The sequence below is a fragment of the Zoogloea sp. JDB1 genome (assembly GCF_056724025.1).
In genome coordinates this window covers 1,661,612-1,674,018 of sequence record NZ_CM161496.1, presented here as the reverse complement: position 1 = coordinate 1,674,018, position 12,407 = coordinate 1,661,612, and the positions used below count along the sequence as shown (strand labels likewise).

Here is a 12,407-nt window from a genome sequence, read left to right as displayed (position 1 = left end):
TCCCTTACAGCGCTTCGGCACCGGACTCGCCGGTACGGATGCGGATGGCTTGTTCGAGATCGAACACGAAGATCTTGCCGTCACCGATCTTGCCAGTGCTGGCAGATTTTTCGATGGCTTCGATAACCTGGTCGAGGATCTCGGTCTTGACGGCAGCCTCGATCTTCACTTTGGGCAGGAAATCGACCACGTATTCCGCGCCGCGGTACAGCTCGGTATGGCCCTTCTGACGGCCAAAGCCCTTCACCTCGGTCACCGTGATGCCTTGCACGCCAATAGCGGACAGGGCCTCACGCACTTCGTCGAGCTTGAAGGGCTTGATGATGGCAGTTACGAGTTTCATGGTTGGGTCCTCTTGCAAGGCGACCCGAACGAGCCGCCGCGCGGTTACGGGGGGAAGTTAGAACGTACGGGTGATGGTCAGCTGCACGCGGTCCTTGCCCAGGTCCTTGCCGAAGGCGTTGGTGTAGAAGGCCTGGCTGGCGTTGGTGTTGATGTAGTTCAGGCCGACAACGACACCCGCCGCGATGTCCTTGGTCACGCCCAGCTTGTAGTCCGTGTAGGAGGCGCCGCTGTTGTCGCCGTGGATCTTCTGGCGACCGACGTGGCCGATCAGGTTGAGGCCCGGGGCCAGCTCGTAGGTGGCGGTGAGATCGAGATAGCCGGAGTTCTTGGAGTCGGTCCAGCCAAACAGGTCGCTGAAGGAGTGGGAGTACTTCAGGGTCAGGAAGGTCCAGGAACCGGCGATGTAGCCTTCAATGGTGTTCGGGTTGTTGCCGTAGCCGGAACCCGGGTAGAAGTACTGCAGCAGACCCACGTCATAGCCGAAGTCGCCGACGGTGTTCTTGAAGCCGCCGTAGAAGTCCATCTCGATGCTGTTGCTGACCGTCGGGCTGCCATCGGTCAGCCAGGACACGTTGGACGCCCAGGTACCGACATACAGGCCGCTGGAATGCGCATAGTCGAAACCACCCTGGATGGCCGGCTTGCGATTGGTCTGACCGATACCGCGGTAGATGTACTCCGACGCCAGCGTGACATTGCTGGTGAAAGTGTGCTCCGGAGCGGGAGCGGCATCTTCAGCGCTCGCCAAGGACGGCAGAGCGGCACAGGCTGCGATCAGGGCGGAAGCGATAACGGTCTTGCGCATGATTGGGTTCTCCTAGTATTGAAAGTTGGCTCACGTGCTTTAGCAACCACTATGCCAGTTTTAAAAACACTATTATTTCAATAAGTTGATATGAGAAAGCGGCTGTTGCTGCAGCGCAGGAAAAAATCATTCCGCACCACTTTGGGAACACGCACCAATCAAGGGCGCCGTGTTGGTGCATGAGGTGCGGCAACGGCCGCCGGGCTCCGATGCTAAACTTGAATACAACTTGGATTTTTCCCTTTTTCCCGTGAGGAACGCTGCCATGGCCAATCCCAAAATCCTCGATGAAATCGGTTCGAAGGTTTCCGAACTCCTCGCCAACAGCCCCGCCAAAGATCTCGAAAAGAATGCCCGCGCACTGCTCGCCAGCGGTTTTTCCAAGCTCGATCTGGTGACCCGTGAGGAATTCGACCTGCAGAAGGAAACCCTCGCCCGCTACCGCGAAAAGCTGATCGAACTCGAACACCGGGTTGCCCAGCTGGAGTCGGAGCTGGCATCGCGTCCGCCGGCAGAGGCGGGTTGAACCTTCCTGCCGTCACGACGGTCACTGCAAGGGCGCCCCGGCGCCCTTTTTCATGCCGGCCTCAAGCCAATTACAACTCACCATTTCGGACTCCCGGAGACATCCCTTGAAGAAGCTGCTCGCCCTGCTGGCCATCGCCAGCGCCCCGGCATTTGCCGCCCCGGTCAGTTACACGATCGACTCCAACCATACCTACCCGCTGTTCGAAACGGACCACCTCGGCTTCTCGACCCAGCGCGGGCGCTTCAACAAGACCAACGGCAAGATCGTCCTCGACACCGCCGCCCACCGCGGTTCGGTGGAGGTCAGCATCGACGCGAGCTCCATCGACATGGGCTTCGCCAAATGGAACGAGAACATGCGTGGCGAGGGCTTCTTCAACACCGACACCTACCCGACGATCAGCTTCAAGGCCGAGCGCTTCAACTTCGACGGCGACAGGCCGGTGACGGCCGAAGGCAGCCTGACCATGCTCGGCATCACCAAACCGCTGATGCTCACGCTATCGCGCTTCCACTGTGCGCCGCACCCGCTCAACAAGCGTGAGACCTGTGGCGCCGACATCACCGCCCGCCTGAAACGTTCGGACTTCGGCATGACCAAGAACATCCCGTCGGTCAGCGACGAGGTGCGCCTCGTGATCTCGGTCGAAGCCTACCGCGATTCACAATGACAATGAACTGAACCCGGGGCAACACCTGGGCTAGACTGCCGGTTTATTCCAAAAAGATACGCCGTGAGTATAGCCCTTGTGACAAGCCGCGCTCTCGTCGGCCTGCTCGCCCCGGAGGTCACCGTCGAAGTGCATCTGGCCAACGGCCTGCCCGCCTTCACGCTGGTCGGGCTGCCCGATGCGGAGGTCCGCGAAGCCCGCGACCGCGTGCGCGCCGCGCTGCAGACCGGGCAATTCGAGTTCCCGCAACGGCGCATCACCGTCAACCTGGCGCCGGCCGACCTGCCGAAGGAAGGCGGCTGTTTCGACCTGCCGATCGCGCTGGGCATCCTCGCCGCCTCCGGCCAGATCCCCGCCAGCAAGCTGGACCGCTATGAGTTTGCCGGGGAGCTCTCCCTCACCGGCGAATTGCGGCCGGTACGCGGCGCACTGGCGCTGGCCCAGCAGGCCGCCCACCGCGGACGCACGCTGATTCTGCCGATTGCCAACGCCCCCGAAGCGGCACTGGTGCAAAACGTGCAAATGCTGCCGGCGCGCAGCCTGTCGGCCGTCGCCGCCCACCTGTGCGGGCACACGCTCCTCGCCCCCCACGACGGCGAGACGCTGGCGTCGCCGGCAGCCTACCCCGATCTGGCCGACGTGAAAGGCCAGGCCCATGCCCGCCGGGCGCTGGAGGTCGCCGCCAGCGGCCAGCATTCCCTGCTGCTATACGGCCCGCCGGGCACCGGCAAATCCATGCTGGCCCAGCGCCTGCCCGGCCTGCTGCCGCCGATGGATGACCAGGAGGCACTGGAAAGCGCAGTCGTACAGTCGATCGAAGGCAGCTTTCGCCCCGAGCGGTGGGGCCAGCGCCCACTCAGAACGCCCCATCACACTTCTTCTACGGCGGCCTTGGTCGGTGGCGGTGGCACGCCTCGTCCAGGCGAGATCAGCCTCGCGCACAACGGCGTGCTCTACCTTGACGAACTGCCCGAGTTCGACCGGCGCGTGCTCGAAGCCCTGCGCGAACCGCTGGAAAGCGGCCACATCACGATCTCCCGTGCCGCCCGCCGGGCGGAATTTCCGGCCCGCTTCCAGCTCGTCGCCGCGATGAATCCCTGCCCCTGTGGCTACCACGGCCATCCCGACGGCCGTTGCCGATGTACGCCGGAGCAGGTCCGGCGCTATCGCCAGCGCCTGTCCGGCCCGCTACTTGACCGCATCGACCTGGTGCTGGAAGTGCCGGCCTTGTCTGTTTCCGAGCTGCAAACTACGGCCATCGGCGAAAGCTCTGCCGTGGTGCGGGAACGGGTCGCCCGGGCCTGGGCCATCCAGCAGGCCCGCCAGGGCATGCCCAATGCGCGCCTCGACGCGGCCGGCGTCGACCGCTGGTGCCGGCCGGATATCGCCGGCGACGCGCTGCTGCGCACAGCTATCGAACGCCTGGGCCTGTCGGCACGCGCCTACCATCGCATCCTGAAAGTGGCGCGTACAATCGCCGACATGAACGGCACCGACAATATCGGCGCCCCCCACGTGGCCGAAGCCGTACAGAGCCGTCGCGGCCCGGGGGAATTCAGCTGAACACGAACAGGAGCCTCCCGTGGCATCGACCCTCTCTTCCGGCCTCCCCCGCGCCAAGAACTGGCGCCTGTGGCTCGCCGGCTTCTTCATCCTGATTGCAGCACTGGCCGCGGGCTACACCTGGCTGACCCTCAACTGGAGCTATTCCTCGGGCGAACGGGCCGGCTACGTGCAGAAGTTCTCCCAGAAGGGCTGGCTGTGCAAGACCTGGGAAGGCGAACTGGCCATCGTCGCGATTCCCGGCAGCCTGCCGGAGATCTTCAAGTTCACCGTGCGCGACGACAACGTCGCCACCGCCATCAACACCGAGATGGGCAAGCGGGTCGCGCTATCCTACGAACAGCACGTGGGCATCCCGTCCACCTGCTTCGGTGAAACCGGTTACTACGTCACCAAGATCCACGCCGTCGAGTAAAGCACCTCATTCCATGCCCTATGCCCAGTTGGCGGCGCTGCTCGCAGCGCTCGCCACTGTCGGTCCGTTCTCGATCGACACCTATCTCCCGGCCCTGCAAGCCATCGGCGCCGACCTGCATGTCAGCCCCGTCGAAGTCCAGCAGACCCTCACCGCCTACATGCTGCCGATGGGTGCGATGGTGCTGTGGCACGGCGCCCTGTCCGACGCCTACGGGCGCAAGCGCGTGATCGTCATCTCGATGCTGCTGTTCACGCTGGCCTCGCTGGTCTGCGTGTTTGCCGGCGGCATCCAGACCCTGCTGCTCGGTCGCGGCCTGCAGGGCATCAGCGCCGGCGCCGGCATGGTGGTCGGCCGTGCGGTGGTGCGCGACCTGATGGAAGGCCCCCGCGCCCAGCGCATGATGAGCCATGTCAGCATGGCCTTCGCCCTCGGCCCCGCCATTGCGCCCATTCTCGGCGGCTGGATCTACAGCACTTTCGGGTGGCGCGCGGTGTTCGTCTTCCTGGCCCTGCTGGGCCTCGTTCTGGCCAGCCTGTGTGCGTGGAAGCTGCCGGAAACCCATCCGCCGGCAGCCCGCCATCCGCTCCATCCCGGCCCGCTGGCGCGGCGCTATGCGCAGGTCTTCCGCACGCCGGGCTTCCTGCTGCTGACCTTCGCCGTTGGCCTCAACTTCAACGGTTTCTTCATCTACGTACTGTCGGCACCGGTGTTCCTGATGCGCCACCTGCACTTGCCGGAAACCGGGTTCGGATGGTTCTTCATCCCCTGTGTGCTGGGCATGATGGGCGGCTCGGCGCTGTCGGCGCGGCTGGCCGGGAGGCTGTCGCAGGCGCGCACCATCGCCCTCGGCTATGGAGTGATGATTACCGCTGCCGTGTTCAACCTGGGGATGTCCTTCCTGATGCCCGCCGGCCTGCCCCACTCGGTGCTGCCGATCGCCCTCTACAACTTCGGCATGGCCATCGCCATGCCCAGCCTGACACTGCTGGCGCTGGAGCACTTCCCCGCCCAGCGCGGTGTTGCGTCGAGTTGCCAAAGCTTCCTGCAGATGCTGGTCAGCGCCGGTGCCGCTGGCGCGCTGGCTCCCGCCCTATGGGACACGGTGCCGGGGCTGGCACGCGGCGCGACGGGCTGTCTACTGCTCGGGATGGTCTGTTTCCTGTTGTGGTGGCATTTCTACCATCGCAGCAGCCGGCCGGCCGCAGACCAGCGGATCGAAGCGCCGGCCTCCGACGAGCCCTGACCGACGCGGCGCGATCAGCCCTTCTGCAGCGCCCGCTCGGCCCAGAACAGTGCGGTGATTGTCTTCGCGTCGGTGATGCGGCCATCGAAGACCGCATCGCGGGCCTCCTCCAGGCTGAGAGTCAGGATTTCCAGGAATTCCCCGTCATCCCAGGCGTGGCCGACATGCTCCAGGCCAGTGGCCAGGAAAATCTCGATGCGCTCGTTGGAATAGCCAATGCACGGGTGCATCACGCCCAGATAGCGCCACTGCTCGGTGACGTAGCCGGTTTCCTCCTGCAGTTCGCGCCGGGCGCAGTCGAGGATGTCCTCGTCCGGATCGAGCTTGCCGGCCGGCAATTCAAGGAAGGCCCGCCCCACCGGGTAGCGGAACTGGCGCTCGAAAACCAGGCGGCCATCCGCCAGCACCGGGATCACCACCACAGCCCCCGGATGCTTGATGTACTCGCGCACCCCGTCCTTGCCGTCAGGCAGACGCACCTGGTCCCGGTAAACCTTCAGCAAGCGTCCCTCGAACACCACCTCCGACGACAACTGCGCCTCGTGCAGCGGATCCGTCATCCCATTCTCCTTCTCGCTCAAGCAGATTCGATAAAGGCCGAAGCATCGCATCCCGGACATGGGGCTGACCAGCCCATCCGGCATAATCGGGACCAGTCCCCCATCATGCCCTCTCCGTGCCCACTTCCTTTCCCCGCCTGCGCGACCATCTGCTCGACCCCAGCGGCGGCCTGGTCTATCACTTGCGCGCACGACTGCAGCGCGGGCGCTGGGCGGCCTTCCACGCTGCCGTGGCTGGCTGGCTCGACACTTGGCAAGTTGCGGAGCAGGAACTGGTCATCGTCGGCCCCAATGCGGGCTACGCACTGCCGGACGGCTTCCTGGGCCGCTTCGATGGCATCTTCGCGCTGGAACCCGACCCCCTCGCCCGCCGCCTGCTGGCCCGCCGCCGCGACGCGACGACACTGCGCTTCGACCGACTGGACTGCCTGCGCACACCGGACGGCCTGGCATGGCTGGCCGCACGCTTCCCGCACGCGGCCTTCCTGTTCTCCAACGTACTCGGCCAGATCAGTGCGCCGGCAGGGGACTGGTCCACACTGCTCCGGCACCACCTGGCCGGACGCACATGGGCGAGCTACCACGACGTGATCTCGACCCTCGCCACGCCAGGCTGCCGGGATGCCCTGACGATCATGGAAGCGGAAAGCCTGGAAACGACGCTGGCGCGCTTCTGGCCGGGCCAGGCCCTCACGGTGACGGACCATGCCACCTTCCACCTCGGCGGCACGGGCCCCTTCGCCTATGCACCGTGGCCGATAGCCGGCGCCCGCTGGCACCTCGTCGAATGGGTCGCCCATCGGGCGCAGGATCAGGCCCAGGTATTGACGCGGCTGCCCGACGACGCCTGCCCGTCGGCGACGCTCAGGTAGAGGGCACTGGCCGGGTCGTCGTTGCTGCCACTGCTCGTCGTGCCGCGGCTCTTCTGGGCGGACGCATCGGCCAGCTCGATGCGCGCCTCCGTCGCCATCTGCTCGGCCCGCGCGGCGACGCTGCGGTCCTGCGCCGATGGGTCGGCAGGCGCCAGCGCCGATGCACGGATCTGCTCGGCCTTGCGCAGGGTGCCCTGCGGCGTGCGCCCTGGCGAGACGTCGATGCTGACCTCGCCGCCGTTGGCGTAGCGCTTGCCGTCCGGTCCGGTCTCGTAGGTATAGCTGGCACCGCTGGTGACGACGCCGGCCCCGGCGGCAATATGGGCCAGCTCGTGGGCGCGCACGGCCCGGTCCTGCTGCTGCAGCTTGGCCACGACGCGCTGGTCCGACTCACTGAGCTTGCCGTTGGCACCCGTCGAGGCTCTGGAGGAGGACGCACTGGCCCGCGCCTTGGCCTGGGCCGCCAGGGCCTGGCTGAGGATGGCCAAAGAGGACGAACCGATGGACGGAACGGACATGGGTGACGCGAATGGAACCCCGTCTCCAAAGACTAGACGGCAAAGCCCTCCACGTCAGCCCCTATCCTTCACTCCCCCAGATAGGCGGCGCGTACCTTGGCATCCGCGAGCAAGTCGGCCCCCGAACCACTGAGGGTGATGCGTCCGGACTCCATCACGTAGGCCCGCTGGGAGAACTCCAGCGCCAGGTTGGCGTTCTGTTCGACCAGCAGGATGGTGACGCCCTCGGCGGCCACCGAGCGGATCACCTCGAAAATCTTCTCCACCACCAGCGGCGCCAGGCCCATCGACGGCTCGTCCAGCAGCAGCAGCTTGGGCCGCGACAGCAACGCGCGGCCGATGGCCACCATCTGCTGTTCGCCGCCGGACAGGGTGCCGGCCACCTGGGCCAGGCGCTCCTTGACCCGCGGCAACATGCCGAAGATGCGCTCCATGTCGGCCTCGACGGCGTCAATGTCGCGCCGGCAGTAGGCGCCCATGCGCAGGTTCTCCTCGACGGTCAGGCGCGTGAAGATGCCGCGCCCTTCCGGCACCAGGGCCAGCCCTTTGCGCAGGCGCTTGTGGGCCGGCAGCTTGTCGATGGCCTCACCGGCGTAGCGGATCTCGCCGCCGGCGGTGCCGAGGGTGCCGGCGATGGCGTTCAGCGTGGTGGTCTTGCCGGCGCCGTTGGCACCGATCAGGGACACCAGTTCGCCCTTCGCCAATTCCAGGCTGATGCCCTTCACCGCCTCAATGGCCTCGTAGGCCACCTTGGTGTCGCGCAATTGGAGGATCGGCGTGTTCGCGTCGCTCATGCCGCCGCTCCTGCCTTGTGCTTGCCGTGCCCGCCCAGGTAGGCGGAAATCACGGCTTCGTTCTTCTGGACCTCGGCCGGCACGTCCTCGGCGATCTTCCTGCCGAAGTCGAGCACCGCTAGGCGGTCGCACAAGCCCATCACCAGCTTCACGTCGTGCTCGATGAGCAGCACCGTGACGCCATCATGGCGGATGGTCTGCACCAGTTCGCGCAGCTTGGCAGTCTCGGTGGCGTTCATGCCCGCCGCCGGCTCGTCGAGGGCCAAGAGCTGCGGCTCGGTGGCCAGCGCACGCGCGATCTCCAGGCGGCGCTGGTCACCATAAGAAAGGTTCTTCGACACGGTGTCGGCAAAACGTTCGATGCCCACATACATGAGTAGTTCGTAAGCCCGCTCGGTGATCAGGCGCTCTTCCTCCTTCGCCTGGCGGGTTTGCAGCAGGATCGCGAACGGGTTGGCACGGGAACGGATGTGGTGGCCGGCCATGACGTTCTCCAGCGCCGTCATGTCGCGGAACAGGCGGATGTTCTGGAAAGTGCGGGCGATGCCGGCCTCCACCACCTGATGCGGCTTGCCGGAGGGCAGTTTGGTACCATTGAAGACCAGCTCGCCGCCATCCGGCACATAGGCGCCGGTCAACACGTTGAAGAAGGTCGTCTTGCCTGCGCCATTGGGGCCGATCAGGCCATAAACCTCGCCCTTGCGGATGGTCAGCGACACGTCGGACAGGGCCATCAGGCCGCCGAAGCGCTTGGTGATGCCGCGTGCTTCAAGCAGGGTGATCACTTGCTGCCCTCCTTGCCGACTACCAGTTCGGGGCGGGAATAGCGGCTGTAGGCGGGAATCAGCCCGGCCGGGCGCAGCAGCATCATGAAGATCATCGCCAGCGACAGCAGCAGCATGCGCAGCACTTCGGGGTCGAGGATAACCTTGTCGAACAGCGCCTGCTGCACCGGGATCGCCACATAACGCAATACCTCCGGCAGCGCGGTGAGGGCCAGCGCGCCGACGATGACTCCGGCCAGGTTGCCCATGCCGCCGAAGACGATCATCGTCAGCACCGCGATGGACTCCATCAGCGAGAAGCTCTCGGGCGACACGAAGCCCTGGAAGGCGGCGAACAACCCTCCGGAGACACCGCCGAAGGTGGCGCCGAGGGAGAAGGCCAGCAGCTTCATATTCCGCGTGTTGATGCCGATCGCCTTGGCGGCCAGCTCATCGTCGCGGATCGCCGCCCACGCTCGGCCAACCCGCGACACCTGCAGGCGCTGCACGAGCACCACTGACAGGGCGACGAAGGCCAGGAAGATGTAGTAGTACTGGAACAGGGAATTGACCGTGATCTCCTCGCCGATCTTCAGCGGCTTGGAGACGTCCCAGCCGAACAGCACCAGTGGGTCGATCATGTTGATGCCCTGGGGCCCGTTGGTGATGTTGATCGGCTGGTTCAGGTTGTTCAGGAAGATCCGCACGATCTCCCCGAAGCCCAGCGTGACGATGGCCAGGTAGTCGCCGCGCAGGCGCAGCGTGGGCAAGCCGAGGACGATGCCGGCCAACGCCGCACAGCCGGCCCCTAGCGGCAGCACCAGCCAGAACGGCAGATGCAGCTCGAACTGCGGCGAAGCCAGGAAGGCGAAGGTGTAGGCACCGACCGCGTAGAACGCGATGTAACCCAGATCGAGCAGACCGGCGAAACCCACCACCAGATTGAGGCCGATGGCGAGCATCACGTAGAGCATCGCGAAGTCGAGGATGCGCACCCAGGTCTTGCCGAACAGCATGGCGATCAACGGTGCCGCGAAGGCCAGCAGGATCACAACCCCGCGGGCCGCCGCCGGGTTGCGTTTGCCGAGCCAGGGAATGGCGAGGGCGAGTTCATGCATTTTTTTGACTCCCCTGCTACGCCCGATCGGCCACGCGCTCGCCCAGCAGGCCGGTGGGCCGGAAGATGAGCACGATGCCGAGGATCATGAAGGCGAAAATGTCCTGGTAGCTGGAATTGAGAAAGCCGAAGCTCATGTCCTCGATGTAGCCGGCGCCGATGGATTCGACCAGGCCCAGCACCAGCCCGCCGAGCATCGCCCCGCCCAGATTGCCGATGCCGCCCAGCACCGCCGCGGTGAAGGCCTTGAGGCCCGGCATGAAGCCCATCGCGTAGTGGGCGATGCCGTAGTTGGACGAGAACATCACGCCGGCAACCGCCGCCAGCGCGGAACCGATGATGAAGGTGGCGGCGATGATCTTGTTGGTGTCCACCCCCATCAGGCTGGCCACCTTGTGGTTCTCGGCGGTGGCGCGCATCGCGCGGCCGAGGCGGGTTTTATTGACGAGCAGCATCAGGGCCACCATCAGCGCTGCAGACACCACCAGGATGGCGATCTGCACCGGCGTGATGAAGACGCCGGCCACCGGCTCCAGCGGCGTGGTGGACACCAATTGCGGGAAGGTATGGTAGTTGCGGCCCCAAATGATCATCGCGATCGTCTGCAGCAGGAAGGACACGCCGATGGCGGTGATCAGCGGCGCCAGCCGCGGCGCATTGCGCAGGCGGCGGTAGGCGGTGCGCTCAATGGTGTAGCCGAGCGCCATACACACCAGCACGGAGGCGGTCAGGCCGCCGAGCAGCGTCGGCACCAGGCCGAGTTCGGGCGCATGGGTCTGGATCAGGCGGATCGCCTCGAGGGCAACCAGCGCGCCGACCATCAACACATCACCGTGGGCAAAATTGATCAGCCCGAGAATGCCGTAAACCATCGTATAGCCGAGGGCGACCAGCGCATACACGCTGCCCACTACGAGGCCATTCACGGTTTGTTGGAGGAGGGTTTCCATTGATTGCGATACACCGCAGAGTGAAGAGAGGGAAAAACCCCGGTTGGGGCAAACTCGATCGCCCCCGGAGATACAACAATGGGCGCCGGTCGCCTGAAAGTCGACTCCGCGCCCATTCGAGCCCCTGAGGGCCGGCTATCGGATTACTGCACGGCCTCCCACTTGCCGGCCTTGAACTGGTAGACGGTGACTGCACCGTCCTTGATGTCACCCTTGGCGTCGAAGGCCACGGTGCCGATCACGCCAGGGAAATGCACCTTCGAGATGAAGGGACCGTACTTGGCCGGGTCGGAACTGTTGGCAGCCTTCATCGCCTCGATGATCGCCGCGGCGGCGTCGTAGGAATACGGGGCATAGATCTGCACGTCGGTGTTGAAGCGCTTCTTGAAGCGGGCGTTGAAATCCTTGCCGCCAGGCATCTTGTCCAGCGGCAGGCCCGGCTGGGTGCAGAAGGCGTTGGCACCGATCGCGTCGCCGGCCAGCTTGGCGATTTCGCCGGTGCAGCCGCCGTCGCCGGTGATGAACTTGGCGGTGATGCCGAGCTGCTTGATCTGCTTGAGCATCGGACCACCCTGGGTGTCCATGCCGCTATAGACGATCACGTCCGGGTTCTGGGCCTTGATGCGGGTCAGGATGGCCAGGAAGTCGGTGGCCTTGTCGCTGGTGAATTCACGCCCGGTCAGCGTACCCCCGGCGGCCTTGACGGCCTTGTCCACCTCGTCGGCGAGGCCCTGGCCGTAGGCCGTGCGGTCGTCGATCAGGGCGACCCGTTTGCCCAGCTTGGTGGCGGCGTAGCGGCCGATCGCCTGACCTTGCTGCACGTCGTTGGCGATGGTGCGGAAGGCACCCTTGAAGCCCTGCTGGGTCAGCTTGGGGTTGGTGGAGGCCGGCGACACCTGCGGCAGGCCGGCTTCGTTGTAGATCCGCGAGGCGGGGATGGAAGCGCCGGAATTGAGGTGGCCGATGACGCCCTTCACACCGCTGTCGGCCAGGCGCTGAGCCACCGTGGTGGCCGTCTTCGGATCGGCCTGGTCATCCTCGGCCTGTACCTCGAACTTCACCTTCTTGCCGCCGAGGGTCACGCCCTTGGCGTTGTACTCCTCGATGGCCAGGCGCACGCCGTTCTCGATGTCCTTGCCCAGGTGGGCCTGGGTACCGGTCAGCGGCGCCGCGGTGCCGAGCTTGACGACTTCCTGGGCGTAAGCGCCGGATGCACCAAGACCGAGCACGGCGAGGGCGACAAGGGTGTGTTTCATGCG

At 65.3% G+C, this 12,407-nt stretch carries 15 protein-coding genes; 6 read left to right on the top strand and 9 right to left on the bottom strand.

All coding sequences use genetic code 11. The features are described from left to right. Positions 1–4: 4 nt before the first annotated feature. Together glnK and AC1PPK_RS07425 are read right to left on the bottom strand one after the other, a co-directional pair. On the bottom strand, positions 5–343 hold the full coding sequence (glnK, locus tag AC1PPK_RS07430; protein WP_079434291.1) for a P-II family nitrogen regulator: 339 nt from the start codon (positions 341–343) through the stop codon (positions 5–7). A 57-nt stretch (positions 344–400) separates the two neighbouring features. Beyond that, a complete protein-coding gene (locus AC1PPK_RS07425) occupies positions 401–1,150 on the bottom strand; it encodes a TorF family putative porin (RefSeq protein ID WP_481117200.1) in 750 nt (249 codons plus the stop codon). Between the two features lie 265 nt (positions 1,151–1,415). On the opposite strand from AC1PPK_RS07425, the gene AC1PPK_RS07420 reads away from it, so the two are divergent. The 5 genes from AC1PPK_RS07420 to AC1PPK_RS07400 all read left to right on the top strand — a co-directional run bounded on the left by AC1PPK_RS07420 (position 1,416) and on the right by AC1PPK_RS07400 (position 5,573). Continuing rightward, positions 1,416–1,676, top strand: coding sequence for an accessory factor UbiK family protein (locus AC1PPK_RS07420; protein ID WP_481117199.1), 261 nt, complete (start codon positions 1,416–1,418; stop codon positions 1,674–1,676). A gap of 106 nt (positions 1,677–1,782) precedes the next feature. After that, the gene (locus tag AC1PPK_RS07415; protein WP_481117198.1) at positions 1,783–2,349 is read left to right on the top strand and encodes a YceI family protein; all 567 of its coding nucleotides are present in this window, start codon (positions 1,783–1,785) and stop codon (positions 2,347–2,349) included. A 63-nt stretch (positions 2,350–2,412) separates the two neighbouring features. Then, positions 2,413–3,912, top strand: coding sequence for a YifB family Mg chelatase-like AAA ATPase (locus tag AC1PPK_RS07410; protein ID WP_481117197.1), 1,500 nt, complete (start codon positions 2,413–2,415; stop codon positions 3,910–3,912). A 19-nt stretch (positions 3,913–3,931) separates the two neighbouring features. Beyond that, entirely contained in the window at positions 3,932–4,327 is a 396-nt protein-coding gene (locus AC1PPK_RS07405; protein WP_481117196.1) for a hypothetical protein, read from the top strand. A gap of 13 nt (positions 4,328–4,340) precedes the next feature. Beyond that, complete coding sequence (locus AC1PPK_RS07400; RefSeq protein WP_481117195.1) at positions 4,341–5,573, top strand: multidrug effflux MFS transporter; 1,233 nt, start codon at positions 4,341–4,343, stop codon at positions 5,571–5,573. A gap of 14 nt (positions 5,574–5,587) precedes the next feature. Here the strand turns inward: AC1PPK_RS07400 and AC1PPK_RS07395 are convergent, their stop codons facing one another. Beyond that, positions 5,588–6,133 carry an NUDIX domain-containing protein gene (locus AC1PPK_RS07395; RefSeq protein WP_481117194.1) on the bottom strand — a complete coding sequence of 182 codons (546 nt, stop codon included), beginning with the start codon at positions 6,131–6,133 and terminating at the stop codon, positions 5,588–5,590. A 116-nt stretch (positions 6,134–6,249) separates the two neighbouring features. Between AC1PPK_RS07395 and AC1PPK_RS07390 the strand changes: the two genes are divergently transcribed. Next, on the top strand, positions 6,250–7,005 hold the full coding sequence (locus AC1PPK_RS07390; protein WP_481117193.1) for a hypothetical protein: 756 nt from the start codon (positions 6,250–6,252) through the stop codon (positions 7,003–7,005). On the opposite strand, the gene AC1PPK_RS07385 is transcribed toward AC1PPK_RS07390, so the two are convergent. The 6 genes from AC1PPK_RS07385 to AC1PPK_RS07360 form a co-directional block, all read right to left on the bottom strand. After that, positions 6,945–7,523, bottom strand: coding sequence for a putative metalloprotease CJM1_0395 family protein (locus AC1PPK_RS07385; protein ID WP_481117192.1), 579 nt, complete (start codon positions 7,521–7,523; stop codon positions 6,945–6,947). The two genes, AC1PPK_RS07390 and AC1PPK_RS07385, sit on opposite strands and share 61 nt — an antisense overlap. 68 nt (positions 7,524–7,591) lie before the next feature. After that, entirely contained in the window at positions 7,592–8,317 is a 726-nt protein-coding gene (locus AC1PPK_RS07380; RefSeq protein ID WP_481117191.1) for an ABC transporter ATP-binding protein, read from the bottom strand. Beyond that, the gene (locus tag AC1PPK_RS07375; RefSeq protein WP_481117190.1) at positions 8,314–9,102 is read right to left on the bottom strand and encodes an ABC transporter ATP-binding protein; all 789 of its coding nucleotides are present in this window, start codon (positions 9,100–9,102) and stop codon (positions 8,314–8,316) included. Before AC1PPK_RS07375 ends, AC1PPK_RS07380 begins: the two co-directional genes overlap by 4 nt. Then, a complete protein-coding gene (locus tag AC1PPK_RS07370; RefSeq protein ID WP_481117189.1) occupies positions 9,099–10,199 on the bottom strand; it encodes an ABC transporter permease subunit in 1,101 nt (366 codons plus the stop codon). Before AC1PPK_RS07370 ends, AC1PPK_RS07375 begins: the two co-directional genes overlap by 4 nt. Positions 10,200–10,215: 16 nt before the next feature. Continuing rightward, positions 10,216–11,148 (bottom strand): branched-chain amino acid ABC transporter permease, encoded by a 933-nt coding sequence (locus tag AC1PPK_RS07365; RefSeq protein ID WP_481117188.1) that lies wholly within the window; start codon positions 11,146–11,148, stop codon positions 10,216–10,218. 143 nt (positions 11,149–11,291) lie between these two features. Then, a complete protein-coding gene (locus AC1PPK_RS07360; protein ID WP_481117187.1) occupies positions 11,292–12,404 on the bottom strand; it encodes a branched-chain amino acid ABC transporter substrate-binding protein in 1,113 nt (370 codons plus the stop codon). Positions 12,405–12,407 lie beyond the last annotated feature (3 nt).

Coding starts and splice junctions, on each gene's coding strand:
- glnK (WP_079434291.1), bottom strand. CDS start 343: ATGAAACTCGTAACTGCCATCATCAAGCCCTTCAAGCTCGACGAAGTG.
- AC1PPK_RS07425 (WP_481117200.1), bottom strand. CDS start 1,150: ATGCGCAAGACCGTTATCGCTTCCGCCCTGATCGCAGCCTGTGCCGCT.
- AC1PPK_RS07420 (WP_481117199.1), top strand. CDS start 1,416: ATGGCCAATCCCAAAATCCTCGATGAAATCGGTTCGAAGGTTTCCGAA.
- AC1PPK_RS07400 (WP_481117195.1), top strand. CDS start 4,341: ATGCCCTATGCCCAGTTGGCGGCGCTGCTCGCAGCGCTCGCCACTGTC.
- AC1PPK_RS07395 (WP_481117194.1), bottom strand. CDS start 6,133: ATGACGGATCCGCTGCACGAGGCGCAGTTGTCGTCGGAGGTGGTGTTC.
- AC1PPK_RS07385 (WP_481117192.1), bottom strand. CDS start 7,523: ATGTCCGTTCCGTCCATCGGTTCGTCCTCTTTGGCCATCCTCAGCCAG.
- AC1PPK_RS07380 (WP_481117191.1), bottom strand. CDS start 8,317: ATGAGCGACGCGAACACGCCGATCCTCCAATTGCGCGACACCAAGGTG.
- AC1PPK_RS07370 (WP_481117189.1), bottom strand. CDS start 10,199: ATGCATGAACTCGCCCTCGCCATTCCCTGGCTCGGCAAACGCAACCCG.
- AC1PPK_RS07365 (WP_481117188.1), bottom strand. CDS start 11,148: ATGGAAACCCTCCTCCAACAAACCGTGAATGGCCTCGTAGTGGGCAGC.
- AC1PPK_RS07360 (WP_481117187.1), bottom strand. CDS start 12,404: ATGAAACACACCCTTGTCGCCCTCGCCGTGCTCGGTCTTGGTGCATCC.